General features: G+C 31.0%; 24 protein-coding genes and 1 pseudogene. 2 read left to right on the plus strand and 23 right to left on the minus strand.

Annotated elements, in window-relative coordinates; translation table 11 throughout:
- The 14 genes and pseudogenes from AJ885_RS10770 to cetC form a co-directional block, all read right to left on the minus strand.
- Window positions 1-589: pseudogene (locus AJ885_RS10770) on the minus strand (highly acidic protein); the annotation flags it as partial.
- A 56-nt stretch (window positions 590-645) separates the two neighbouring features.
- Complete coding sequence (fliR, locus tag AJ885_RS08790; protein WP_002855878.1) at window positions 646-1413, minus strand: flagellar biosynthetic protein FliR; 768 nt, start codon at window positions 1411-1413, stop codon at window positions 646-648.
- Complete coding sequence (locus AJ885_RS08795) at window positions 1400-2035, minus strand: ABC transporter ATP-binding protein (protein WP_070281116.1); 636 nt, start codon at window positions 2033-2035, stop codon at window positions 1400-1402. Before AJ885_RS08795 ends, fliR begins: the two co-directional genes overlap by 14 nt.
- 12 nt (window positions 2036-2047) lie before the next feature.
- The gene (gene tsf, locus AJ885_RS08800) at window positions 2048-3121 is read right to left on the minus strand and encodes a translation elongation factor Ts (protein WP_070210297.1); all 1074 of its coding nucleotides are present in this window, start codon (window positions 3119-3121) and stop codon (window positions 2048-2050) included.
- Window positions 3121-3912 carry a 30S ribosomal protein S2 gene (gene rpsB / locus AJ885_RS08805; RefSeq protein WP_070210298.1) on the minus strand — a complete coding sequence of 264 codons (792 nt, stop codon included), beginning with the start codon at window positions 3910-3912 and terminating at the stop codon, window positions 3121-3123. Before rpsB ends, tsf begins: the two co-directional genes overlap by 1 nt.
- Window positions 3913-4027: 115 nt before the next feature.
- Window positions 4028-5191: an SAM-dependent methyltransferase gene (locus AJ885_RS08810; RefSeq protein WP_002933865.1), complete on the minus strand. Its 1164-nt coding sequence runs from the start codon at window positions 5189-5191 to the stop codon at window positions 4028-4030.
- A 125-nt stretch (window positions 5192-5316) separates the two neighbouring features.
- The gene (locus AJ885_RS08815) at window positions 5317-6441 is read right to left on the minus strand and encodes a cytochrome c1 (protein ID WP_070210299.1); all 1125 of its coding nucleotides are present in this window, start codon (window positions 6439-6441) and stop codon (window positions 5317-5319) included.
- A complete protein-coding gene (locus AJ885_RS08820; RefSeq protein ID WP_002852758.1) occupies window positions 6438-7688 on the minus strand; it encodes a cytochrome b in 1251 nt (416 codons plus the stop codon). The genes AJ885_RS08815 and AJ885_RS08820 overlap by 4 nt, the downstream gene beginning before the upstream one ends.
- A 1-nt stretch (window position 7689) precedes the next feature.
- A complete protein-coding gene (gene petA / locus AJ885_RS08825) occupies window positions 7690-8193 on the minus strand; it encodes a ubiquinol-cytochrome c reductase iron-sulfur subunit (RefSeq protein WP_002852880.1) in 504 nt (167 codons plus the stop codon).
- Window positions 8194-8282: 89 nt separating this feature from the next.
- Window positions 8283-9569, minus strand: coding sequence for an arsenic transporter (locus AJ885_RS08830; RefSeq protein ID WP_070210300.1), 1287 nt, complete (start codon window positions 9567-9569; stop codon window positions 8283-8285).
- A complete protein-coding gene (mnmG, locus tag AJ885_RS08835) occupies window positions 9570-11429 on the minus strand; it encodes a tRNA uridine-5-carboxymethylaminomethyl(34) synthesis enzyme MnmG (protein WP_070210301.1) in 1860 nt (619 codons plus the stop codon). It abuts the gene before it with no gap.
- Between the two features lie 87 nt (window positions 11430-11516).
- The gene (gene cetB / locus AJ885_RS08840) at window positions 11517-12014 is read right to left on the minus strand and encodes a bipartate energy taxis response protein CetB (protein ID WP_002866200.1); all 498 of its coding nucleotides are present in this window, start codon (window positions 12012-12014) and stop codon (window positions 11517-11519) included.
- 17 nt (window positions 12015-12031) lie between these two features.
- Entirely contained in the window at window positions 12032-13411 is a 1380-nt protein-coding gene (gene cetA, locus AJ885_RS08845) for a bipartate energy taxis response protein CetA (RefSeq protein ID WP_070210302.1), read from the minus strand.
- Between the two features lie 119 nt (window positions 13412-13530).
- A complete protein-coding gene (gene cetC / locus AJ885_RS08850; RefSeq protein WP_052794861.1) occupies window positions 13531-14025 on the minus strand; it encodes an energy taxis response protein CetC in 495 nt (164 codons plus the stop codon).
- 261 nt (window positions 14026-14286) lie between these two features.
- Here cetC and AJ885_RS08855 point away from each other — a divergent pair, with 261 nt between their 5' ends.
- Complete coding sequence (locus AJ885_RS08855) at window positions 14287-15663, plus strand: cation:dicarboxylate symporter family transporter (RefSeq protein ID WP_044779083.1); 1377 nt, start codon at window positions 14287-14289, stop codon at window positions 15661-15663.
- On the opposite strand, the gene AJ885_RS08860 is transcribed toward AJ885_RS08855, so the two are convergent.
- On the minus strand, window positions 15660-16466 hold the full coding sequence (locus tag AJ885_RS08860; RefSeq protein ID WP_052794862.1) for an inverse autotransporter beta domain-containing protein: 807 nt from the start codon (window positions 16464-16466) through the stop codon (window positions 15660-15662). The genes AJ885_RS08855 and AJ885_RS08860 overlap by 4 nt on opposite strands.
- A gap of 141 nt (window positions 16467-16607) precedes the next feature.
- Between AJ885_RS08860 and AJ885_RS08865 the strand changes: the two genes are divergently transcribed.
- Window positions 16608-18134: an inorganic phosphate transporter gene (locus AJ885_RS08865; protein WP_070281118.1), complete on the plus strand. Its 1527-nt coding sequence runs from the start codon at window positions 16608-16610 to the stop codon at window positions 18132-18134.
- A 7-nt stretch (window positions 18135-18141) separates the two neighbouring features.
- Here the strand turns inward: AJ885_RS08865 and AJ885_RS08870 are convergent, their stop codons facing one another.
- The 8 genes from AJ885_RS08870 to AJ885_RS08905 all read right to left on the minus strand — a co-directional run bounded on the left by AJ885_RS08870 (window position 18142) and on the right by AJ885_RS08905 (window position 25454).
- Complete coding sequence (locus AJ885_RS08870) at window positions 18142-19320, minus strand: metal-dependent hydrolase (RefSeq protein WP_002880573.1); 1179 nt, start codon at window positions 19318-19320, stop codon at window positions 18142-18144.
- A 9-nt stretch (window positions 19321-19329) separates the two neighbouring features.
- Complete coding sequence (locus AJ885_RS08875; RefSeq protein ID WP_079264396.1) at window positions 19330-20226, minus strand: NAD(P)H-dependent glycerol-3-phosphate dehydrogenase; 897 nt, start codon at window positions 20224-20226, stop codon at window positions 19330-19332.
- Entirely contained in the window at window positions 20223-21641 is a 1419-nt protein-coding gene (gatB, locus tag AJ885_RS08880; protein ID WP_002880575.1) for an Asp-tRNA(Asn)/Glu-tRNA(Gln) amidotransferase subunit GatB, read from the minus strand. Before gatB ends, AJ885_RS08875 begins: the two co-directional genes overlap by 4 nt.
- A gap of 118 nt (window positions 21642-21759) precedes the next feature.
- Entirely contained in the window at window positions 21760-21945 is a 186-nt protein-coding gene (locus AJ885_RS10775) for a hypothetical protein (protein WP_044779077.1), read from the minus strand.
- Window positions 21942-22622 (minus strand): F0F1 ATP synthase subunit A, encoded by a 681-nt coding sequence (locus AJ885_RS08890; protein WP_002858390.1) that lies wholly within the window; start codon window positions 22620-22622, stop codon window positions 21942-21944. The genes AJ885_RS10775 and AJ885_RS08890 overlap by 4 nt, the downstream gene beginning before the upstream one ends.
- Before the next feature lie 68 nt (window positions 22623-22690).
- Complete coding sequence (gene radA, locus AJ885_RS08895; protein ID WP_070281120.1) at window positions 22691-24031, minus strand: DNA repair protein RadA; 1341 nt, start codon at window positions 24029-24031, stop codon at window positions 22691-22693.
- On the minus strand, window positions 24031-24897 hold the full coding sequence (gene ftsY / locus AJ885_RS08900; protein ID WP_002880578.1) for a signal recognition particle-docking protein FtsY: 867 nt from the start codon (window positions 24895-24897) through the stop codon (window positions 24031-24033). Before ftsY ends, radA begins: the two co-directional genes overlap by 1 nt.
- A complete protein-coding gene (locus AJ885_RS08905) occupies window positions 24897-25454 on the minus strand; it encodes a TlpA family protein disulfide reductase (protein ID WP_002861908.1) in 558 nt (185 codons plus the stop codon). Before AJ885_RS08905 ends, ftsY begins: the two co-directional genes overlap by 1 nt.
- Between the last annotated feature and the right edge of the window lie 53 nt (window positions 25455-25507).

Below are 25507 nucleotides of genomic sequence, written 5' to 3' on the forward strand. Positions count from 1 at the left end.
TGCCATCTTCTAAAGTTAAATCTAAATCAGTTTGAGTGTCTTCTTGAATCTGTTCTTTAGTTGCTTCTTGTTCTAAATTTTCATCTTCTAAATTTTGAGTTTCTAAAGTTTCGTTTACATTATCATCTTGCGCATTATCATCAAAACTCAAATCTTCCATTCCATCTGAATTTATATCTAAAGAATTTTCATCAGGCAAATCATCTAAATTTAAATTATCTAAATCCAAGCTTATATCGGCATAAGGATTTTCATCATTACTTAATATTGGCAAATCAATAGATGTATGTTTGTTTGTATCTTTATTATTAAGTAAATTTAAAAAATCTGTAGGTAAAAAAGGTTTTTGTAAAATTTGTGCATCTATATCTACATTTTGATTTCGCGGGGCTAAAAAAATCAATCTATCGCATTTTTCTTTAAGAATTTTTAAAGGTGCTGGAGTATCACTATCTACAACAATCACATCATAATTACCCAAATTTTCACTATAAGCATTAAGTTCTTCAAAATCATAAGACATTTTTTTAGCACTAAGGCTTACAAGTCTTGAAACTACAGGGTTTTCATTTAAAAGTAAAATTTTCATCACTTTAATCCTTGAAAAATAATCACTATTTTACGATAATTTCATTTATCCTTTCCTTAGGAGAAAAAAAGAGTTTGCATATGAGTAAAAAGTTCTAAAATTAAATTTTTAAAATATTGCATCATAACTAGTAAAATAGCAATCAAAACTACAAAGCCTAAAGCTATCTTTATAGGATATCCAATAACTAAAAGATTAAATTGTGGCATTGTTTTCATCAAAAGTCCAAAAATAACATCGGCTAAAAGTGAAATTCCAAGTATGGGAAAGCTCATAGTAAAACCTATGATGAAAATATTAAACATACCCATATTTAGATAATGCATTAAATTCTCATGCGGATAAAATCCACCTAAACTAATATAACCCAAAGAATGACTTAAAAACAAAAGCATTAAATGATGGCCATCAAAAGCAAGAAAAAACATCAAAGCAAGCAAATTTAAAATTTGAGATGTGATAGGCATACTCGTTCCAGAACTTGGATCTAATATACTTGCCATAGTAAATCCCATAGTAAAAGCAATCTGCTCGCCTGCCATCATAATAATAGCAAAAATAATTTGAAGCATTAATCCTGCTATCATTCCAAAAATCACTTCACTAATAAGCTGTAAAACAAAAAAACTATCTAAATGCAAAGATTCTAATCTAGCCAAAGGATATAAATACATAGTCAAAAATAAAACTATAGTACTTTTTATCACCATAGGAATAGAATTATGTGAAAAAAAAGGAAAAAAAACTATAAGACCACTCATTCTAGCAAGAAGCAACATAAAAGTTACAACATTTTTATCACCTAAATAATTAACAAATTCCATTGGCGTTTATAGTATAAGTTTTATCACAAAAACTTGCAAGCTTGCTATCGTGAGTTACAAAAAATAAAGCTGCATCATTTTCTTTAACATAGGATATTAAAAGCTCGATAACATTTTTAGCATTATCAAAATCCAAATTTCCAGTTGCTTCATCAGCAAAAATAATCTTTGGTTTTTTACAAAGCACACGTGCGATACTCACACGCTGTTGTTGTCCGCCGCTAAGCTTTCCTATTTTTTGATACAAAAGCGTATCAATACCTAACCTTTTTAAAATTTTCTCATCTAAATCTTGACCTGATAAAACACTAGCAAGTTCGATATTTTCTAAAGCTGAAAAACCTTTAAAAAGATAATGTGTCTGAAAAATAATACCAAAATCATAACGGCGAATGTTTAATCTTTCGTTTTCATCTATCTGATAAAGACTAGAACCTTTAAAAAAAACTTCACCTTTTTTTGGAATCAATAAAGAAGAAAGTATATGCAAAAGAGTAGATTTACCACAACCACTGCTCCCTTGAATAGCAATGCAATCTTTAGTATTTAAAGTAAGATTTAAACCCTCAAAAAGCGGATAATCAAAACTATGGCTTAAATTTTCCGCTCTTAAGAGTTCCATTTTTAACCGTTTTTAAAGTTGTGCAGCAACTTCAGCCGCAAAATCTTCAGTTTTCTTTTCTAAACCTTCGCCAACTTCAAAGCAAATAAATTCAACAATTTTAATTTTTCCGCCAAATTCTTTTTCTTTTTCAGCGATCACTTGTTCTACAGTTTTTTTATCATCCATTACATAAAACTGACCCATTAAAGTAAGTTTGCTATCGAGTTGAGAATTATCAGCTATAAAGCTATTCATTTTACCTGGGATAATATTGTCCCAAATTTTTTCAGGTTTACCTTGAGCTTTAAGCTCTTCTTTGATTTTTTCTTCAGCTTCTTTTAAAATTGCATCACTTAATTGTTTGCGACTTGCAAATTGAGGAATTTTATGTTCAGGTTTATTTGGATCTTTAAGTCTGCGTCTTTCTTCATTTTCTTTTTCAAGTTCAGCAACCAAAGCTTTGTATTCATTTTCAACAAAAGTCATATCCAAATCTTCATAACTTAAATAACTTGGTCTCATTGCTGCAATATGCATACAAATTTGTCTTAACAAATCTCTTGATTTTGAAGCCACTTCAGCGCTATTACAAGCTGCAGCGATCACAACACCAACACGGCCATTTGTATGGATATAACCATTTACAACGCCGTTAGCACCTGCTTTTAAAGTTGCAAATCTTCTTACAACTAAGTTTTCTCCTATAGTTGCAATTTGACTTTTTAAATATTCTTCAAATTTTATGCCATTGATTGTGCTTGAATGAAGTTCTTCCACACTTTGTAAGCTATTACTTTGAATATGAGCTGTAGTATCTTTTGTTAAGGCGATAAACTGATCATTTTTTGCCACAAAATCTGTTTCGGAATTAATCTCACTTACAGTTGCGCTTGTAAAATCATCGCTTACTTTTACACTTACTAAACCTTCTGCAGCAAGTCTATCTGCTTTTTTAGCAGCCTTGCCTAAACCTTTTTCTCTTAAAAGTTGCACTGCTTTATCAAAATCTCCATTAGTTTCACTCAAAGCATTTTTACAATCCATCATCCCCGCACCTGTACTTTCGCGGAGTTCTTTTACCATTGCAGCAGTGATTTCAGCCATTATTCTTGCTCCTCACCGAAGTCTTCTTCGCTCATCGCTTCATCTAAAACTTCTTTTTTCTCTTCATCAGTGATTTCTTTTTCTTTATTTGGTAAAGCTTCACCATCTTGTTCTCTTAAAGCTTTTCCCTCATTAATCGCTTCAGCCATTTCTTGACAGAAAAGTTGCACTGAACGAATTGCATCATCATTTCCTGGAATAGGATAAGTTACCAAATCAGGATCGCAGTTTGTATCTAGTGGAGCTACAACAGGAATTCTTAATCTATTTGCTTCTTGAACAGCAATTTTTTCTTTTACTGTGTCAACAACAAAAATCATATCAGGTTGAGTTTTCATATAACGAATTCCACCTAAATAAGCTAATAATTTTTCTTTTTTTCTTGTAAGCATTAAAGCTTCTTTTTTAGTTAAAAGCTTAATACTTCCATCTTCTTCCATTTTTTCAATTACTTCTAATTTTCTAATTGATTGGCGAATAGTACCAAAATTTGTCATCATACCGCCAAGCCATCTATGATTTACATAAGGCATACCGCATTTTTCAGCGTATTCTTTAATCGCTCCACCTGCTTGTTTTTTTGTTCCAACAAAAAGTATAGTTTTTCCTTCAGCGGCAGCATCACGAACGATATTATAGGTATATCTAAAATATCTTAAAGTTTTTTGTAAATCAATTACATAAATACCTTTTCTCTCGCCAAAAATGAATTTTTTCATCTTTGGATTCCAGCGTCTTGTTTGATGTCCAAAATGCACACCACATTCTAATAAATCTCTCATACTAACCATGAGTTTCTCCTTATAAATTTAGCTTTATTCCTCCACATCCCTTAATTTACACAAGCTAAAAAGGATTGATGTGTGTGAAATGAAGCTAGGATTCTATCAAATTTAAGTTTAGTTTTTACTTATATATGTATTCTTTAGTGAGACTTAAATTATTATTAATTTCCTTTGTGATTAAAAATTGGAACAAATCCACGCTTCCAACACGAAAAGCAGAGGCGCAAGAACGAAGGTATAAATCCCACATTCTTATAAATTCTTCATCATATTTTTCCCTTACCTTGTCCAATACTTTATTAAAATTTTCATCCCATAAATCTAAAGTTTTTGCATAGTGCATTCTTAAACTTTCTGCTAGAAGAAGATGAAAATCCCATTCACTCATAGCACTTACAACCTCTCTTAAAGAAGGCAAATATCCTCCTGGAAAAATATATTTATCTATCCAAGCATTTGTTTTTCCTTCAAACATGGCTAAAATAGAATGTAAAAGCATAGAACCTCCAGGTTTTAAAACTTGTTTTACTTTCATAAAATAAAGTCCTAAATTCTCTTTGCCTACATGTTCAAACATACCCACAGAAACAACTTTATCAAAATAATTTTCAAATTCTAAATCTTGATAATTTTGAAGTCTTATTTCTATTTTATCTTCAAGATCAAGTTCTTTTACTCTTTCCTTGGCTTTTTTACACTGCTCCTCTGAAATAGTAATTCCAACAACTCTAACTCCATACTTTTGAGCCGCCATAATAGAAAGCCAACCCCAGCCACAACCTATATCTAAAAGCTTTTCTCCTTCTTTTAAATCAAGTTTTTTAAGAGTATGTTCTATTTTGTTAATTTGAGCTTCATAAAGAGTATTATTAGGCTCTTTAAAATAAGCGCAAGAATAGCTCATAGTATCATCAAGCCAAAGCTTATAAAAATCATTACCTATATCATAATGACTTTTAATATTTTTACTTTCCTGTTTTTGGGCTATTTTACTCAAGATATCCTCTGTATTTTTTAAAAAACGCTTATTTGAAAAATAATACAAAACTTTAGCTATTTCATCATAATCACCTTCTATTTCTAGTTTAGACTCCATATAATGTTTTGCAAAAACTAAACTCGTATCACTAAATAATTTTAAAAAAGGTATTTTTTCTTTGAAAATTAAAGAAAATTTAGCAGACTGATTACCCACATGAAATTCTTCTTGATCCCAAAATACAATTCTAAAATTTCCATAATTCCATTTTGAAAGAATAAATTTAATCATTTGTTTTTCAAGCATGACATACTCCAATTAATAAGAATTATTATTTGATAGTATCTCTTAATTAGGTTTAAAAATTAATAAAAATGAAGAAAAAATAAGATTTTTGCCATTATCATTAAATAATGGCAAAAAATGTAATATTAATGTAATTTAGACCAAACAGAGCGCTTCCAACCTATAGCAAAAATACTTAAAATTACAAAGAATATCATTACATAAATTCCTGTAGTTTTTCTTTCTTCTTTCTTGCTATCACCTACTTGATCAATATAAGATACAACCTTAGCCTGTGCAGCTTCTGTTAAACCTACTCTTGGCATAGCGGTTCCTGGAAGAAGTTTTTGAGTGTTATTAATAAAATCATGTAAATATTGCTCACCACGAGATCTTATCATCATAGAAAGATCAGGCGGAACAGAACCTAAATAAGTTTTTAAATCATTTTGATTTGATGGAGTAAAAAAGCTATCGTATTTCATATCATGACAACGTCCGCAAGCCTCAATAAAAGTTGCTTTATCTTTAGCAAATTTTATATCTTTTTCCATTAAAGCCACTTTTTGAGCACTATTTTCCATTTTAGCATATTTTGCCTCAACATCTTTCTTAATAGTAGCATCTTCATTGGCTTCAAATTTAACACTCACATCTTTAAGATAAGCAATTACATTGGCTATATTTGCATTTGTAGCTTCTTCACTTTCTCCTGAATTATCTTTATTGTAAGCTGTCATAATAAAAGCATCACCAAATTTATGATCTACTTTTAAAGCAAGCGCAGGATGCATAATCAAAGCTGCTAAAAATTTTTCATCAAAAATAGCACCAGCTGCACTAAGATCAGGTGGTATTACTCCCATAGAAGAATCAGTAATATTAGCTGTTATTCCATCTTCTTTTAGACCATGACATGCAAAACAGTTATTTTCAAAAAATTCTTTACCTTTTTTTGCATCACCCTTAGCAAAATCGATCTTTGCAACATCTGCCCAAAGTGTTTCAACTTTACTTAATTCTTCTTTTGCTTTTTCAAGTTCTTTGTTTGCACTCTCTATTCTTTTAGCATCTCCTGAAGCTTGTGCATCTTTTAGAGCTAATTCTTTAGCTTCAACTATACCTTTTGCAAAAGTAGTATCTTCAACAGCAAAATCAAAATTTGCAGGAGCAACATGAGGTTTCATCACTGAATGAGCATAAGGCTCTACCCCCCAATATACAAGCGCAGTAAAAACTACTACAACTAAAAATATTTTTATTTCTCTCATTGTTTAGCTCCTTTTCTCTCCATAATAGTAATAACCGGTAAAACTACAATAAGTAAAAGTAAAAATACTATAGAAGCGTAAAATCCTACCCAAGCATTTACACCTGTTGGAGGTAATTTTCCATAAACTGTTAAAACAATTAAATCAATAAGCAATATCCAAAACCAAATGAAAAATAAAGGTCTTTCATGAGCTGGTTTTACAACATCACTTCTATCAAGCCAAGGAAGCAAGAAGAAAATCACTTGAGCAATACCAAATGCAGCCAAACCTATATCAAAAGCTTTAATACCTGCAATATCAAAGAAAAATCCTCTTAAAACTTCATAACTCCATAAGAAATACCACTCAGGATAAATATGAGCTGGTGTTTTAAGCGCATTAGCTGGATCAAAATTAATTGGATCCATTGCAAATTCAAATTTAAAACAGACCAAATAAAAGAAGAAAATCATAAAAAAGCTTATATACATAAAATCTTTTGATAAAAATCCTGGCCAAAAAGGAATCACTTTAGAACCCTTTGTGTCACCTGCCATGTATTTTTCAGCCTCTAAATCAAAGTCAAGTTCTTCAGAAATTTCATTATTAACATGAGGAATTCTTAAAGAATAGAAATGAAATGCTATAATAGCAATGATAACTATAGGAAGCAAGCACACATGAAGCATAAAAAATCTTGTTAAAGTTGGATCAGAAACCGCATAATCTCCACGAATCCAAATCACAAGCTCAGGGCCAATAAATGGTATCCCTCCAAAAAGATTAGTGATTACTTGAGCTGCCCAATAACTCATTTGTCCCCAAGGAAGCATATAGCCACTAAAAGCTTCAGCAGAAAATACAACAAACAAAAGCATACCGCTAACCCAAATCATCTCACGACCTTTTTTATAAGAACCGTAATAAATTCCTGTTAGCATATGTATGTATATAATCAAAAATACAACAGAAGCGGCAACACCATGCATGTGACGCCAAAGCCATCCATAATCCACCTCTTGCATAATAGTCTTATTCACACTATCAAAAGCAAGTGCAGTATCTGGTTTATAATACATCACAAGTAAAAGTCCTGTAACAAAAAGCACTGCAAAAAGAGTGGTTAAAATAACCCCCATTGCCCAAAGAAAGTTAATTTGCTTTGGTATCCAATACTTTACCATTAAAACATCAAGCAGTTTATGTACTGCAAGTCTTTGATCAAGCCAATCTACAAGGCCATTAGCTTTTCTAATTTGTGCCATCTTAAGCCTCCGCTATCATTTTTTTATATTCAGGACCCTCTTCACCTAAAACAAGTTTGGTTCCATCAATCTTAAAAGGAGGAATTTCAAGAGGCTTTGGAGGAGGTCCAAAGACATTTTTTCCACTTGTGTCAAATTCTCCACCATGACAGGCACATTTAAACAATTGCTCACTTGGTTGGTAAGCAGGTATACAACCCAAATGCGTACAAAGTCCTATAACCACAGTATAAGCTGCGTTATCTACCACAACATCACGTTTTTCATCTTTTGGCATACTCGCATCTTTTTTTAATATAAAAATAGGCTTTTTACGCCATTCTATAGTTCTAAGCTCTCCATCTTGCATTCCTGATAAATCTACTGTAGTAAAACCTGCAGCTTTGACACTTGGAAGCGGATCCCAAGTTTTTTTCATCGCAACAAGCGAGAAAACACCGCCTACAGCAGCTACGCTTCCAAATGCAAAGCCCATAAAGCTTCGTCTACTCTCAGATGTAGCCATAACTTGTCCTTTCGATTTTATTTTTTAACCAAGTTAAAAGTTTATCGAAATTAAAATAAATTTTTTCTTTGTTTAACAAGTTTTGATATTTAGACAATAAGAGCAAAAAGAGAAAAAACAAGCACAGGTAAAGTTATCAAAAAGCCAAATTTACAATATTGCCAAAAAGAAATATTAATGCCTTTTCTAGCCAAAACTCCAAGCCAAAGCAAAGTTGCCAAAGAACCTATTGGTGTAAGTTTTGGGCCTATATTTACTCCTAAAAGATGCGCATAAATCATCAAAGAATCAAAAGAAAAATTCTCAAAATATTCTTTTAATGCCAAATCTCCGATTAAAACCATAGGCAAATTATTAAATACAGAAGATCCAAAAGCTGAAATCAAAGCCACACCAAAAATTCCACTCTTATCTTGCATCAAAAAAGTATAACTTTTAACCAAAATTTCACTCACACCTATTTTATGTAAAGCAAAAACTACCATATAAAGCCCAAAACTAAAAAGCAAAACTCCATAAGGTGCTTCAAAAAGAATTTGAATACTTTTTTTACCTTGAATTTTTAAAACAATAAGCCAAAAAATTCCCGCCCAAAGCAAAGCAAAAAAACTTATTTTAATATCAAAAATTTCACCTATAAAAAAACTGATCACAAAAAGAAATAAAAATACTATGCAAAGAAAAAACAACTTCGATGAAATTTGCTCTTTTTTGACTAATTTAAATTCAAGCCTTTTAGGCAAAACTCTCACATAAAGCACAAAAACCATAACTATAGTAGAAAGCAAAACAAAAAAATTTGGCAAAAACATATTTTTAGCAAATTCTAAAAATTCTATCTTAAAATAATTTGCTGTGATGATATTGGTTAAATTTGAAATAACCAAAGCGTTTGAACTTGCATCACATAAAAAAGAAAGACTAAGCAAAAAAGAACTTAAAATAAAAGCATGATTTTTACAATCTTTAAGAGTTGAAAATAAAGCTATAATAATAGGTGTAATGATTAAAATCGCTCCATCGTTAGCAAAAAATGCAGAAAGAAAAAAGACAAAAATCAACAAAAATAACATCAATTTTTTTGTGCTGATATAAATTTTTTCTTGATTTTTCTCTCTAGAAAAATGCAAAATTTTACTCGCAATAAAATCAAAAAATCCCAAAGCTTCCAAGCTAAAAGAAAGGATAATCAACCCAACCAAAGTTAAAGAACTATCCCAAACCAAAGAAAAAACAAAATAAGCATCTTTAAAATCTACCAATTGAAAAATAAAAACAAAAAAAGCTCCCAAGCTAGAAAATACCCAAATAGGTAAATTCCATGGACGCCAAAAAAGTAAAACTAAAGTAGATAAAAAAATAAAAAAAGCAAGCATTTAAGCTTTTTTCTTTTGCATTTTGATATAAATTTGTAAAATATCTAACGCTGCAGGAGTAATTCCACTGATTTGACTTGCAGCAAAAATGGTTGGAGGTTTATGATGATTAAGTTTTTCTACAACCTCATTACTCAAACCACTTACACTTTTAAAATCAAAATTTTCAGGAATTTTAAGCTCGCTAAGATTTTTCATTTTTTCTACTTGAGCTTTTTGCATGCTGATATAATGATAATACTTTGCCCCATTTAAAATTTCTCTTAAAGAGTAATGATCCATAGTTTCAAATATAGGGTCAAGTTTTTTTAATTTTTCTATATCAAAACTTGCTCTTGCAACAATTTTTTGAAGATTGACTATAGAAGAAATTTTATCTTCTCCTAAACTCTCTAAAAAAGCATTATTTTGGTTATTAGGCGTAAATTCTTTAGAAAGTAAAAATTCAAGTCCTTTTTGAAGATTGTTTGCAATATTTTGTATATAAGTAAAATCTTGCTCACTTAAAAGCCCCAAATCATAGCCATATTTTCCGAGTCTAAGTATAGCATTTTCTTCCCTTAAAAGCAGTCTAAATTCCGCTCTTGAAGTAAACATTCTATAAGGTTCTTTTGTACCTTTTACTACCAAATCATCGATTAAAACTCCTATATAAGCTTGATCACGCCTTAAAATCAAAGGCTCTTTCATATCTATGCTTAAACTTGCATTGATTCCTGCCATAAAGCCTTGTGCTGCAGCCTCTTCATAACCTGTAGTTCCATTAATCTGTCCTGCACAATAAAGATTTTTAATCTTTTTAAGTTCTAAAGTATGCTTAAGTTCAGTTGGCTCTATATAGTCATATTCTATAGCATAACCAAAACGGGTTATTTTAGCATTTTCAAAACCCTTTACAGAACGCAGCATTTGAGTTTGTACTTCATAAGGTAAAGAAGTAGAAAAACCATTGATATAATACTCCGTCGCATCGATAGTTTGAGGCTCTATAAAAAGATGATGGCTTTCTTTGTCGCTAAAACGATTGATCTTATCTTCTATAGAAGGACAATACCTTGGCCCCACACCTTCAATCTGTCCTGTAAAAAGTGGAGCACGATAAAAATTATTCTTAATAATCTCATGTGTAGTTGTATTAGTGCGTGCAATATAACAAGGAAGTTGAGTAGGATTGAAATTTCTTGAACGAAAACTAAAAGCTTTAGGATTTTTATCCCCATCTTGAATTTCAAGCACGCTAAAATCAATACTTTTTGCATCCACTCTTGGGCAAGTTCCTGTTTTTAAACGCCCCATTTTCAAACCCAAAGTCTGCAAATAGTTTCCTAAATTTACTGAAGCAAGCTCCCCTACCCTCCCTGCTTGAAGTTTATTTTCGCCTATATGAATAAGTCCATTTAAAAAAGTCCCTGTTGTAAGTATCACTTTTTTGGCAAAATATGTGTTTTCTAAATTTGTTTTTACGCCTTTAACTTCATCATTTTCTACGATTAAAGCATTCGCTTGTTCTTGAGAAATTTCTAAATTTGGAAGTTTTAAAAGTTTATTACGTGCAATGATACGGTATTTATCCATATCAATTTGTGCCCTACTTCCTTGAACGGCTACACCCTTACTTTCATTTAAAATGCGAAATTGTATTCCCGCTTCATCAGTGATTTCACCCATAAGACCACCCATGGCATCAAGTTCTTTTACCAAATGCCCTTTAGCAAGCCCACCTATAGCTGGATTACAGCTTGCTGCTCCTATTTGCTCAATCAATGTAGTTAAAAGTAAGGTTTTTTTACCCATTCTAGCAGCAGCAGCACTTGCTTCAACACCCGCATGTCCACCACCTATAACAATGACATCAAACATATTTTGCCTTGAAAAATGTGAATTTTTAAAAGAAAGATTATATAATATTTAGACTTAAAACAAACTCGTTTTAAGTCTAACAAAAATTTATTTAGCTTCTTGGAGAGAGAAAATTAACTCATTGTAAGTTTTATCTGCATCTTTGCAGAAATTTTTAAGCATCTCAACACCCTTATTTAAACCTTGTTGCTGTTCCACTCTTAAAAGATCACTATAAAGGCTTTCTATTGTAGAAATAGCGCTTTTATTTGGCATACGACGAACGGAATAATAGCCTATGATATTATTATTAATGTCTATTGATGGAGTTACATTTGCAAAAACCCAGTAGTAATTGTTATCTTTAGTTTTGTTTTTTACGTAAGCAAAAATTTCTTTGCCTTCTTTCATATAATCCCATAAATATTTAAAAACAGTTTTTGGCATCTCTTCATGTCTTACTATGTTATGAGGTTTATTTAAAACTTCACCCATGGTATAACCTGCATACTTTAAAAAATCATCATTTGCATAAACTATTTTACCTTTTAAATCTGTTTTAGAAGTAATTAAACTATCTTCTTGTAAAAAAATTTCTCTTGACATTTTCCCACCCTCTTAATTTATATTTTTAATTTTGCTAAGATTTCAGCACTTCTTTGCTCTAGTGATTTAATATCATTTACAATCGCATCATAAGCTTTTTGATCGATATAATCTTGACTTGATTCTTCTATTGCTTTTTTAGCATTATCTTTTATAAATTCTTTAGCTAAATTTAACTCAGTTTCAGAACTAAGTTCATTAATAACACCTTGAGCTCTCTCATCTTGGCAAAGATTAGAAATTGGATCTACACTTTCAAGATTGAAATTTTGAGCCCCATTTAAATTTAAATATATATTTGATTTATAAAGAATATGATCGATTTTAACCACAGACAAAATCAATCTCTTTGCAAAGGATCCAAAATTAACGCCAAGAGCACTACTATTTTCTTCTAGACGTTTAAAAGCTTGAGAAAATTTATTAATTCTTTCTTCAGATTCGCTAACAATGTTAAAAACTTGATCGCTACCACTTTGGATATTTACAAAATCCTGTTGCATAGTCTGAATTGCAATGGAAATTTCACTTGTAGATCTTTGAGTTCTTTCTGCTAACTTTCTAACTTCATCAGCTACAACCGCAAAGCCCCTACCATGCTCTCCTGCACGTGCAGCTTCAATAGCAGCATTTAAAGCTAGAAGATTGGTTTGATCAGCTATATCGCGTATTACTTCAACCACTGAAGTAATATTTTGGGAATTAGCCACAAAAGTTTGTACTGTTTCCTTGCTCGAATTTACAACATCCATTAAAGAACCCATGGCACTTTGCAAAGAATCCACCTCTGAGCCATTTTCTGTAGCTGTATGAGTAATGGCATCAACTGTATCATATACATTTTTCATCATGCTAATATCTTGATTTAATGAGCTAGAAATTTGAGACATATCTTTATTTTGATTTCCAAGGCTTAAATCCATTAAAGTTCTTGATAAAGCATTTTTAAAAGTGGATCTTGCTGTCACTTCTATGTTTGCTAAAGCTTTATTTATAAATTCAATATTATGAGCAAAAATTCCTTTTAAACCTTCAGGCAAAGCTTTGCGATAAAATTCACCTTTTTGAGAACAAGAAATAGAAGTATTAATTTCCCTTAAGTAAGCTTCTAGTCCATCAATAGTATTGTTAAGATTATCTGCTATTTCGGCTAATTTTTTGCTTTTTGTTTTTACATATATCATTCTATTATCAAAATTTCCTTCTTTTAACTCTCTACAAAGAACCAAAAGTTTATCTATCATCATTTGCTCATCTTTGTGTTGTCTAAGCAAATAAATCATTAAAACAGCGATTAAAATAAAAATTATCGCTCCAATATAAATATGAATAAAAATGGCACCCAAAACACCGATAACACTTAGAAAAATAGTTAATAATAATCCATTTTTCACCATAAATTTACCCCTTTTACTAAAAATTTTTTGAAGTCATAAATTAAAGTAATACTTTAATAATATATTACTTTAATTTTTAGGGAAAGATTATATAATAAAAAAGATTAAATATATCTTATTTAGTTATCTTCTTGTAAGTTAAAAACAAGTTCATTATAAGTCATTTTATAAGAACTTACAATATCCATTAAAGCTGAAACTCCAGCATTAATGCCTGATTTTTGCTCTTTTTCAAGTAAAATTTTATAAACTTCTTCAATTATAGGAAGAGATTTTCTATTAGGCGCACGACGAACAGAATAGTAGTTGATGATATTTCCATTGGCATCAAATGAAGCACTTACATTTGCAAACACCCAGTAAAAACTACCATCCTTGGCTTTATTTTTTACAAATGCAAAAATTTCTTCTCCTTTTTGAATATAATCCCAAAGACATTTAAATACAGTACGTGGCATATCTTCATGTCTTACTATATTATGAGGTTTATACAAAAGCTCATCGACTTTATAACCTGCGTATTTTAAAAAGTCATTATTGGCATAAATGATATTCCCCTTAAGATCTGTTTTAGAAGTAATTAAAGCATTTTCAGACAAAACTATTTCTTTCATAATTAAAACATCCCAATAAAACAAATAAATCAAAAATAGAATTATTACTAACAATAAACAATAAAAAGTATACTAAATTATAAAATTTTCAAAAAATATTTTAAATTTTATAATGCAAATAATGAGAAATTTTGTAACATTTATATAAAAAATTATCATATCATATAAAAGAAAGTATTTCTAGATTTGTTTTTTTGTTAAAATTTATAATACGCATTGTTAAAATTATATTTCACAAAAGATCAAAAGGAGTGAATAAACTTGGAAACTTTAAGTCAAACTTTAGCTGAAAGAAAACCGCCTTTATATAAACGTATTATAAAAAGTCTTGGATTTTGGGTGATTATAGGCATTATTACAGGTATTATACTTGGTTATACAGATAAAGAATTAGCCATTGCTAGCAAACCAGGAGTTGATTATTTTATAGGTGCTTTAAAGGTTCTTATAGGTCCTATTATTTTTGTTACTTTGGTTTTGGGCATCATTAGTCTTGAAAGTTTAAAAAAAGTAGGTAGTATTGGCGCTAAAGCGGTTATCTACTTTGAAGTTGTAAGTACTTTAGCACTTGCTATAGGTATTTTTATGGCAAATGTTATGCAACCAGGCCATGGAATGAATCTTGATCCAAGTCAACTTGATACAAAAAGCGTTCAAAAATATATTTCTCAAACCACAGAAGTAAGCGCGAGCTCTGAGATTATGCATATTTTAAAAGATGCTATGCCTACTGATATTATCACGCCTTTTACAGAAGGAAAAACCATACAAGTTTTAGTTATTGCTATAATTACTGCTTTGATTATTTCTTTAATGAGAATAGAAGATAAACAGGCAATTCAAAGAGTTTTTGAAGTGGTACAAAATTTTGTTTTTAAAATTCTACAAATCATTATGTATTTTAGTCCTATTGCCGCCTTTTCAGCAATGGCTGTACTCATAGCTCAATACGGAATTGGCTCTTTGATCAACTTAGCATATTTACTTTTAGTAATGCTGATTTCATGTCTTGTTTTTATATTTGGAATCTTAGGTCTGATTTGTTATTTTGCAAAAGTAAATATCTTCAAATTTATGAGATTTATCTCAAGAGAAGTATTGATCGTTTTTGCAACCAGTTCAAGCGAGTCTGCACTTGCTCCTTTAATGAGAAAACTAGAAAAAGCAGGACTTTCTAAAGCAACAGTCGGACTTGTTTTACCAACGGGATATAGTTTTAATCTTGATTGTACAAATATTTATCTAGCTATGAGCTTAATCTTTCTAGCACAAGCTTTCAATGTAAATTTAAGTTTAGCACACGAAATCAGTATTTTAATAGTATTAATGATAGCCTCAAAAGGTGCAGTAGGTGTAACTGGATCAGGTTTTATAGTGCTTGGAAGTACGCTTGCGGCTCTAGGAAATATGGAAATTTCAGAAGCAAATGCAACCTTAGCGCAAGTTCTACCAGTAGCTGCCATAGGTGTTCTTTTAGGTGTTGATAAATTTATGTCTGAAATGAGGGCTGTTGGAAATCTTTGTGGAAATTCAGTAGCAGCCTTAATCGTTGCGATCTGGGATAAACAAATTGATCGGGAAAAATTCAACTATGCTATGGATAATCCAGAAAAATTCCATAATGCTGGAATGAACTAATGGGTTCTTTGGAGGAAATCATATCGATTAACCTCCTCTAAAGTATTATCTTTTTTCCTAAATTGTTTTAAAAAACTTTCATTGAAATTAAAACTAAATCCAACTTGAACAACGGTATCATCAACAGTCTCTCTTGCGCTATAATCACGACGCAATAAATTTAAACTAAATACACTATAAGGAGAGTAAGATACTTGATAATTAGTTTTATCATTATCCTTGCTTATATCAAAAGCAAAAGCGGTGTAAGTTGGAATTACAAAACTCATTCCAAGCTGTAATTTTTTTTCTGCTTCATTGGGTATGTAATAATTACTATAAGCCTTTATAAATTTACTATAACCAAACTCTGCACCAAAGCTTTTAGTATCTTTTTGTTCCTTTTGTTTGTCAATAAAACCATTAACTCCAAATAAAAAATCATCTTTTTCATAACGATTGATTAAGCCCCCTGAGTAATTATAATTATCTTGAGCCACGAAAAGTTCTTTTTGAAAAAGCAAAGAATTATTCTCTCCCTCATAAAGAGAACTTAAATTTTTAACCTGCGCGTTTTCGTTTTGAAAATCTAAATTCCCATCTGTTTTATCTATACCATTATTATTTTCTAAAGTTTTTGAAAGCAAGCTATCAAAAGTGCTTTTAAAATCCACATTCTCTTCTTGAATTTTTGGAGCTTCTTTGGTGTTTTTATAATCAAAGTGCTCCCAAGAATTTTGATTATTATTCTTTACCAAAGCCTCAGTAAGTTCATCAGCATTAAGTAAAGAAAACAATGCTATTATATAAAAAATACCCCTCATTATTCTTATATTCCTTATTATTTCTTGTTTGAGTATTTATTATAAAAAAATAATATAAATAAAAATTCCACAAAGACTAAAAACTAAAATTAGCAAATTTAAAGTAAATAAGTGTATAATTAAAATAAAAAAGGGTTATTAATGCAAAAAGACAACCTCATAGCTTTTGTTATTTTTATTATCAGCACTATCGCATTTGTTATTTGGGGATTTGGTTATATTTCGCAACATCAACTCATTCTTTTTATTCTTGCTTCTATATTTGGCATTTTTATGGCATTTAATATAGGTGGAAATGATGTAGCCAATTCTTTTGGAACAAGCGTTGGTGCAAAAACAGTAACCATTAAACAAGCTTTAATTATAGCAGCTGTTTTTGAGCTAAGCGGAGCAATCTTCGCAGGCGCAGAAGTTACTAAGACTATACGCAGCGGTATTGTTATTTTTCCAAATTCTTTAGATCCTATGCTTTTTGTTATCATTATGCTTGCTGCACTTTTAAGCTCTGGGGTTTGGATTTTTATTGCAACCAAGAAAGGCTTACCTGTATCAACCACACACAGTATAGTTGGTGGGATTGTAGGTGCTAGCATTATGATGGGGCTTTTAAAATTTGATGGGATCCAAACACTCTCTATGGTTAAATGGAGTGAAATTTTAAGAATAGCTATTTCTTGGGTAGCTTCGCCTCTTTTAGGGGGTATTGTAGCTTATATTATTTATTCATATATTGATAAAAAAATTTTAAAACCATCAGAAAAACTAAATGATGATTTGAAAAATATCAAAAAAGAAAGAAAAAAATTCAAAGAAGAATATTTTTTAAATTTAAAAACAAAATCCCAAGAAGAACAAATCAAAGAACTTTCCGCTATAGCTTTAGATGAGGAAGAACAGGCAAATAATTTCTATAGAAATAAAATGAAGGAATTTAAGGATCAAGAAAAAGATATAGATATTTACTCTATTTTAAAAACTCATATGCCAATCATTGCTTGTATTGCTGCTGCTATCATTTCGGCAATGTTTTTATTTAAAGGTTTAAATAATGTTAGCACTTTGGATATTTTACAAAACTTTTGGATTATCGGAATTATAGGAACTATAAGTTATGTTGTAACATTTGCTATAGTCAAAATCGTTAAAAAAACAGAACTTAATAAAACTACTGATAGAATTTTCTCATGGTTTCAAATATTTACAGCCTCTAGTTTTGCATTTTCACACGGAGCCAATGATATAGCCAATGCTATAGGTCCTTTTGCAGCGATTTTAGATGTCTTAAAAAACGGCACAATTAACGCGACTTCTCCTGTACCTTTTGCCGCTTTAGCTATGTTTGGAGTTGCTCTAGTTGCAGGGCTTTGGTTTTTAGGTAAAGAAGTGATTACTACAGTGGGTTCAAAACTTGCAACCATACGCTCTACTACTGGATTTTCTGCAGAACTTGGTGCAAGTATAGTTATACTCTTAGCTACACAATTTGGAATTCCTGTTAGCTCCACCCATATACTCATAGGTGCTATATTGGGTATAGGAGTGTATAATAAAAACGCAAATTGGATTATGATGAAGCCTATAGGATTGGCTTGGATTATCACTTTACCAGCCGCTGGTATTATGGCAGCACTTGTATTTTTAGGATTTAAACTATCTTTAGGAATTTAAGTAAAGCTTATTTTTCTAAAATATTTTTTCCTTTAATTATATGCATTTTAATCTTTCCAAAAAGTTTATCCTCAGAATAAAGAGAACTTTTTGGAGCAAAAATTTCTTCATTCTCATCGAAAAGAACTAGATTAGCTTCTTTGCCAACTTCTATAACTCCACTATTTAAACCTAAAAATTCACTAGGGTTTTTACTTGTAAATTGACAAAGCTCTTGCCAATTTAAAAATCCTTCTTTGATTAAAAAAGTATAGCAAAGACTTATAAATTCGCATACGCTATGGATTCCAAAGGCCGCTTCATCAAAAGCTAAATCTTTTAAAGAAATTGATTTTGCACTATGCAAGGAAGTCAAAAAGCTAATCTTTCCTTCTTTTAAAGCCTCTCCTAAAGCCAAAACATCTTCTTTGCTTCTTAAAGGTGGCATAAGTTTCGCAGCCGTATTAAAATCTTCACAAGCACTATCATCTTTGATAAGATGATGAATGCTTACAAGTTTTAAATCCTTTTCATCTAATAATACTAAAGAATCTCTCAAACTTAAAAGATCAAAAACAACCTTATTTTTATAAAATTTAGCCAATTCTTTCATTTTAGCTATCTGGCTAGTTTCAGCAATTTTACTCATGCCTATAAGCCCTAGCTCAAAACTCATTTCACAATCATTCATCACTCCATTATCATCAAAATCCTTATCATAACAACGCACAAAAATTGGAGAGTCTTTCATAAAAGCATATTGCGAGCTTACTTTTAAAGTATTTGCATCCAAAGAACTATCAAGCTCTAAAGCACAAGCACCTTTATTTAAGAGAGTGGCTAAATTTTTAAGCTTTCCGTTTGCATCCTTAACCCGCACACTTGAAAAAATTTGCATCTTTCTTTGAGCTAAATTTTGTAAAAATAAAGCAAAACTTTCTTCATCAAAATCCATGCAATCACGCAAAACTATACTAGAAATTCCTCCTTTTAGACACTCATTTTCTAAAAGCTCTAAATTAGCTAAAGAAAATTTATCGTTTTTTAAACTCACACACAAATCCACAAAAGATGGAAGTAAAGTCATACCTTTAGCATCTAAAATTTCTTCACCTTGTAAATTAGAACCAATATTGGTAATTTTTCCTTCTTTAATCTCTATATCTTGTAAAGAATTTCCATAAATTTTTGCATTTTTAATTATCATGATTTTTCCTTAATCATTTTGCTTTAGTAAATTCTGCGTTGCTTCTTGCACACTTTTACCCTTAAAAATTGCCACTACTTCATTTACAATAGGTGTATAAATTCCTTTCATTTTTGCTAATCTTTCTATAGCATAAGCAGTTTTTACACCTTCTGCTACTTCATTAAGTTCAGCTAAAATACTATCTAATTTTTGATTTTGCGCCAGTTTTAAACCCACTCTATAATTTCTTGATAAAACACTAGTTGCAGTTAAAAACAAATCCCCTGCTCCACTTAACCCTAAAAAAGTTTCTTCTTTAGCGCCAAAAAATTTACCAAAACGATGCATTTCTATAAGCCCTCTTGAAATCAGTGCTGCTCTTGCATTATTACCAAGTTTTAACCCATCACTAATCCCACTTGCAATCGCTAAAACATTCTTATAAGCACCACAAATTTCAGCACCACGAACATCATTATCAATATAAGTTTTAATAAAATCAGGGAAAAAACTTGCAAATTTTTTACAAAGCTCTTGATTTATCCCACTAATCATCAAAGCAGTAGGAAGTTTTTGCATCACTTCAGCAGCAAAAGAAGGACCGCTTAAAACACAAAAATTTTCTTTTGGTACAAAATCTAAAAAAATTTCATCTAAAAATTGACAACTTTGATCTTCTATGCCTTTTGAAGCAATTAAAATTTTTTGCTCCTTGTTGATGAAATTTTCTTTAAGCCAAGCACGCATCCCTTGAGAACTTAAAGCAAAAACAAGATATTCACATTCTAAAGCTTCTTTTATGCTAACAAAATCTTCTAAATCACGCTGATGCAAAGAACTGATAAAACAATTGTGATTTTCTTTTAAGGCTAAATGTAAAGCACTGCCCCATTTTCCCGCACCAATAACCGCTATACGCATCAACCAAGCTTTGTTTTTAAAATTTCATTTACTTTTGCAGGATTAAAAGCTCCTTTGCCTTCTTTCATTGTTTGACCCACAAAAAATCCAAAAAGCTTGTCTTTACCACTTTTATACTCTGCAACCTTATCGGCATTTGCATTTAAGATTTGTTCAATCACTGCTTCTATGGCTGAATCATCACTTACTTGTTTAAGTCCTAGCTTTTCTATAGCTTCATCAATTTCCACGCTAGTATTTTCAAATACAAAAGCTAAGACATCTTTAGCCGCTTTTGCACTGATAGTGCCATCTTCTATGCGTTTAATTAAAACTCCAAGCTTTTGAGCATCTACAGGAGAATTTTCTATAGTCAATTCTCCTTTTAAAAGTCCCATAAGTTCAGTATTTAACCAATTTACACAAAGCTTAGGATTTAAATTTTGAGAAATAAGACTTTCAAAAAAACGACTCATTTCTAAAGAACTGATTAAAACCTCAGCATCACTTTCTTTTATACCAAGCTCGTCTATAAAGCGTGCTTTCTTCTCATCAGGAAGTTCAGGAATTTTAATATCCAAAAACTCATCTTTTAATAAAACAGGCAATAAATCAGGATCTGGAAAATAGCGATATTCTGCCGCTTCTTCTTTACCACGCATACTTCTTGTAATTAAATTCGTTGTATCAAAAAGTCTGGTTTCTTGAACTACTTCTTGTTCGTAAGTTCCATCTTCCCAAGCCTCACTTTGTCTTTTTACCTCATATTCTATAGCTTTTTGGATAAAACGAAAAGAATTAAGATTTTTAATCTCTACCCTAGTATAAAGTTTTGTATCACCCTTAGGTCTTATACTAACATTTGCATCGCATCTAAAACTTCCTTCTTGCATATTTGCATCTGAAATGTCTAAAAAGCGTATGATAGAATGAAGCTTTTTAAGATAAGCTACTGCCTCATCGCTACTTCTAAGCTCAGGTTCGCTGACAATCTCAAGCAAAGGAGTTCCTGCACGATTTAAGTCCACTTTAGAAAAATTATTTTCGTGGATATTTTTACCTGCATCTTCTTCTAAGTGTGCTCTTGTAATACCTATGCGTTTATTTTCACCCTTTACATTGATAAAAAGCTCACCCTTTTCTACTATAGGGATATCAAATTGTGAAATTTGATAAGCCTTAGGTAAATCTGGATAAAAATAATTCTTACGATTAAAAACACTTTTTTTATTAATTGTTGCATTGACAGCTTTTCCAAAAGCTATAGCTTTTTTTACAACCTCTTCATTTAAAACAGGCAAAGCTCCTGGTAAGGCCAAACAAGTGGGACAAACATTGGTATTTGGAGCTTCTCCAAAAGAAGTTGCACATGAACAAAAGATTTTTGTTTTAGTATTTAATTGAGTATGAACTTCAAGACCTATAACTACTTCAAACATAAAATTTCCTTGAATTTTTAAATGCTTTATTTTATCTTTTTTTCTTTTAGAAAAGGCTTTAAATATTAGACTTTGATTTGTATTTGTTTAATTTTAAAATTATGAAATTATAAAACAACTATTTTTTCTGATTTTTAAGTTCATAGTTTTCTATAAACAACATAAAAACCAAAAATAAAAGCAGGCTAAAAATAAACCCCAAAACAAGATAAAAATAAGATATAAATTTAAAAAGGAGAAAAAAGGTGCACAAAAGCATTAAAGCTAAAGATGCACCTTTAAAAAATTCTAAAATATAGATCAATGACCTTCCTCAACAACAGTTGCACCCGCTAAATATACATAAGTTAAAATCATAAAAATAAAAGCTTGTAAAAATGCCATAAAAGTTAAAAGCACATAAGCAGGAAGCGGAGCTATATAAGGAACTAAAGCTAAAATTACCATCAAAAATAAATCGTCACCTTTAATATTTCCAAACAAACGGAAGGACAAAGAAACCACACGAGAAAGATGAGAGACTATCTCTATAGGAAACATCAAAGGAGCTAAAAGTTTAATAGGTCCCATGAAATGAGCAAAATACTTTACAAAACCTTGTGCCCTAATACCCTCAAAATGATAATATACAAAAACTATAATAGCCAAGGACAAAGTCAAATTTAAACTTGCAGTTGGAGCGTGAAAACCAGGTATTATACCTATAATATTACTAAAAAACACTATAATCCCCAAAGTTGCAACCAAAGGAAGATATTTTCTTGCACCTTTTTCACTTCCCATGGTATCTCTACCCATAGATAAAACTCCCTCTAAAAAAGCCTCACCTAAATTTTGCATACCGCGTGGAACAAGTTGCATAGAACGAGTAGCCATCATAGCCACTATAACAGCAATTAAAGCTACCAAACCTATGTGAAAAAAATAAGAAAAAGTATGACTTGCATCAAGCAAAGAGCTAAATAAAAATAAATCTTTCATGGTTTCCTCAAAAATTTTATTCTAAACTCGAAATTTTAGCAAAATCTTACTTATATTTTAATGAAAATTTACATCCATTCTAAAACTTGCGAAAGTTCTTTAGCAACAAAACACTTAAGCCCTATATCTTCCAAAGGCTTAGAAGGAACAATGGCATTTTTAAATTTTTGCATTTTAGCTTCTTTTAAACGCGTATCAAGGCTAAAAACCTCTCTAATTTCTCCATTTAAACTAAGCTCCCCTATAAAAATACTATCTTTGCTCAAAGGGCGATTTTTAAAACTTGAAATAATAGCTGCAACCACAGCCAAATCCGCCGCAGTTTCGCTTACTTTTACTCCGCCACTAATATTTACAAATACATCATAATGTCCTAAAGGAATTTCAAGCTTTCTTTCAAGCAAAGCCAAAAGCATATCTAAGCGATTTTTTTCATATCCCGTAGCGCTACGCTTTGGATAAGAACTTTCACACACTAAAGCTTGAACTTCTAAAACCAAAGCACGAGATCCTTCCATCACAACACCTAAAGCACTTCCTGAAATAGCCTTTCCACGAGTAAAAAAACGATTTGCCAAATCTTTTGCGCTGATCAAACCTTTAGCAGTCATCTCAAAAATACCTACTTCATTCGTTCCACCAAAACGATTTTTAAAGCCTATTAAAAGTCTGATTTCTTTAGTGGCATCTCCTTCAAAATAAAGCACCACATCTACCATATGCTCAAGAACCCTAGGCCCTGCTATAGCACCTTCTTTAGTAATATGCCCTATGATAAAAGTACTGATATTATAAGCCTTGCTAACACGCATAAGTTCAAAAGTAATCTCACGCACCTGAGTGATGCTTCCTGCTGCTGAAGTGATTTTATTTGAATATAGAGTTTGTATAGAATCAACGATAAGAATGCTATAATCTTTTTTGTGCAATTCTTCTAAAATATTTTCAAGGCAAAGTTCAGTAAGTAAAAATAAATTCGGAGTATTAGCCTCAAGACGATCAGCTCTTAATTTAATCTGGGTTTTACTTTCTTCGCCACTGACATAAAGCACTTTTTTACCCTGTTTAGCTAAATTTGAAGCAATTTTTAACAAAAGCGTAGATTTTCCCACACCTGGACTTCCGCCTATAAGCACTAAAGAACCTTCAACAAGCCCTCCGCCTAAAACCAAATCAAGCTCATTATCATCTGTGCTGTATCTTGTAAAATGTTCTAACTCCACATCTTCAATACAAACAGCCTCACTTGTTTTCATACTAACTTGTGCAAGCTCTTTTAAAACTTTAATTTGCTCAGCTTTTAATTCTATAAAACTATCCCAAGCTCCACAATCAGGACATTTTCCAAGCCATTTGCTTTGTTGATTTCCACAAGCTTGGCATTCAAAAAGTGCTTTATTTTTTGCCATTATTCAAAAATAGGATCTAATAAAGTATCTAAGTAAGCATTTGCATTAAATTCTTGTAAATCCGTCATTTGCTCACCCACGCCTACATAAAAAATAGGAAGCTCAAGCTCTCTTGCTATACTAAAAAGTGCACCCCCTTTAGCTGTCCCATCAAGCTTTGTGATAATCACACCATCAAGTTTTACAAGCTCATTAAAAGCTTTAGCTTGTAAAATTCCAGCATTTCCCTGTGTTCCATCTAAAACTAAAATTTTTCTATGGGGTGCACCTTCTAAAGCTTTGTTTGAAATTCTCACAATTTTTTCAAGCTCATGGGCTAAATTTTTTTGATTTTGCAAACGCCCTGCTGTATCGATAATAACTCTATCAAAATCCTTTGCTTTTGCTTTAGAAATGGTATCAAAAGCAACCGCTGAAGGATCATGCCCTTGTGCAGTTAAAACTATATCTACATCCACTTTTTGTGCCCAAAGTTTTAATTGTTCAATCGCACCTGCTCTAAAAGTATCACACGCTCCTAAAATCACTTTTTGATTTTGGTTTTTATATAAATAAGCAAGTTTGGCAATACTTGTTGTTTTTCCTGCTCCATTTACTCCTAAAATAAGCTCTACAAAAGGTTTTTCTTGATTGGTTTCTTTTTTTTCATAAAGAAAATAAGAACCCATAACACGCTTTAAATCTTCTTTTTTTACTTCATTTTGAGGTGGTAAATAATAAATTATCTCTTCAACTATTTCATAACTTACATCTGCTTCAAGCAAAATTTCTTCAAGCAAATCTTTGGTTATCTTTTTATTCTCTCCTTTAACTCCAATAATATTTTCAAGAGTTTTTGTAAGTCCTTTTTTAAAAAAATTAAACATTAAAGTATAGCCTTTTGTATATCGATTTCTAGCATTTCTTCAGGAATAAGCCCTAAATACTGATTAATCAATTTAGAATGCTTGTTGTAAAGAAACATAGTAGGAATTCCATTTACCCCACCTAAAACTTTAGCTAAAAGATAGTTATTTTCACCATTGGAGACTTTATAAGATATTTTATGTTGTTCTATAAATTTTTGAATCTCCTCATTAGACTTATCCTCTAATAAAACTCCAACTATATTAAAATCATTGTTATACTTTTCTTGTAATTTATTAAGATGAGGGATTTCAGCAATGCAAGGGGTACACCAAGTGGTAAAAAATACAAACAAAGTTGCCTTATCTTCATCGTTGAAATTTAAAACGGCATTTTCTTTTTTAACTGAAATTGATCCTCCATCAATCAAATTAAGTTTAAAATTCATATCATCACTTTGATTTATACTTGTCTCGGTGCTTAAATTTACATCATTTTGCTGCTTTTCTTTATCATTGCTACAAGCAACAAACAAACAAGATATTGTCACTAGTAAAAGTATTTTTTTAATTTTCATTATTTATCAATCCTTTATTCTTCTTTATAAAAATGCTAAAATTATAACATACA

This window comes from Campylobacter sp. BCW_6464 (assembly GCF_001762775.1).
GTDB classification, from domain to species: domain Bacteria; phylum Campylobacterota; class Campylobacteria; order Campylobacterales; family Campylobacteraceae; genus Campylobacter_D; species Campylobacter_D jejuni.

Bases quoted from the DNA above. Each gene is read 5' to 3' on its own strand.
- fliR (WP_002855878.1), bottom strand. From the start codon at position 1,413: ATGGAATTTGTTAATTATTTAGGTGATAAAAATGTTGTAACTTTTATG.
- AJ885_RS08795 (WP_070281116.1), bottom strand. From the start codon at position 2,035: ATGGAACTCTTAAGAGCGGAAAATTTAAGCCATAGTTTTGATTATCCG.
- tsf (WP_070210297.1), bottom strand. From the start codon at position 3,121: ATGGCTGAAATCACTGCTGCAATGGTAAAAGAACTCCGCGAAAGTACA.
- rpsB (WP_070210298.1), bottom strand. From the start codon at position 3,912: ATGGTTAGTATGAGAGATTTATTAGAATGTGGTGTGCATTTTGGACAT.
- AJ885_RS08810 (WP_002933865.1), bottom strand. From the start codon at position 5,191: ATGCTTGAAAAACAAATGATTAAATTTATTCTTTCAAAATGGAATTAT.
- AJ885_RS08815 (WP_070210299.1), bottom strand. From the start codon at position 6,441: ATGAGAGAAATAAAAATATTTTTAGTTGTAGTAGTTTTTACTGCGCTT.
- AJ885_RS08820 (WP_002852758.1), bottom strand. From the start codon at position 7,688: ATGGCACAAATTAGAAAAGCTAATGGCCTTGTAGATTGGCTTGATCAA.
- petA (WP_002852880.1), bottom strand. From the start codon at position 8,193: ATGGCTACATCTGAGAGTAGACGAAGCTTTATGGGCTTTGCATTTGGA.
- AJ885_RS08830 (WP_070210300.1), bottom strand. From the start codon at position 9,569: ATGCTTGCTTTTTTTATTTTTTTATCTACTTTAGTTTTACTTTTTTGG.
- mnmG (WP_070210301.1), bottom strand. From the start codon at position 11,429: ATGTTTGATGTCATTGTTATAGGTGGTGGACATGCGGGTGTTGAAGCA.
- cetB (WP_002866200.1), bottom strand. From the start codon at position 12,014: ATGTCAAGAGAAATTTTTTTACAAGAAGATAGTTTAATTACTTCTAAA.
- cetA (WP_070210302.1), bottom strand. From the start codon at position 13,411: ATGGTGAAAAATGGATTATTATTAACTATTTTTCTAAGTGTTATCGGT.
- cetC (WP_052794861.1), bottom strand. From the start codon at position 14,025: ATGAAAGAAATAGTTTTGTCTGAAAATGCTTTAATTACTTCTAAAACA.
- AJ885_RS08860 (WP_052794862.1), bottom strand. From the start codon at position 16,466: ATGAGGGGTATTTTTTATATAATAGCATTGTTTTCTTTACTTAATGCT.
- AJ885_RS08865 (WP_070281118.1), top strand. From the start codon at position 16,608: ATGCAAAAAGACAACCTCATAGCTTTTGTTATTTTTATTATCAGCACT.
- AJ885_RS08870 (WP_002880573.1), bottom strand. From the start codon at position 19,320: ATGATAATTAAAAATGCAAAAATTTATGGAAATTCTTTACAAGATATA.
- gatB (WP_002880575.1), bottom strand. From the start codon at position 21,641: ATGTTTGAAGTAGTTATAGGTCTTGAAGTTCATACTCAATTAAATACT.
- AJ885_RS08890 (WP_002858390.1), bottom strand. From the start codon at position 22,622: ATGAAAGATTTATTTTTATTTAGCTCTTTGCTTGATGCAAGTCATACT.
- radA (WP_070281120.1), bottom strand. From the start codon at position 24,031: ATGGCAAAAAATAAAGCACTTTTTGAATGCCAAGCTTGTGGAAATCAA.
- ftsY (WP_002880578.1), bottom strand. From the start codon at position 24,897: ATGTTTAATTTTTTTAAAAAAGGACTTACAAAAACTCTTGAAAATATT.
- AJ885_RS08905 (WP_002861908.1), bottom strand. From the start codon at position 25,454: ATGAAAATTAAAAAAATACTTTTACTAGTGACAATATCTTGTTTGTTT.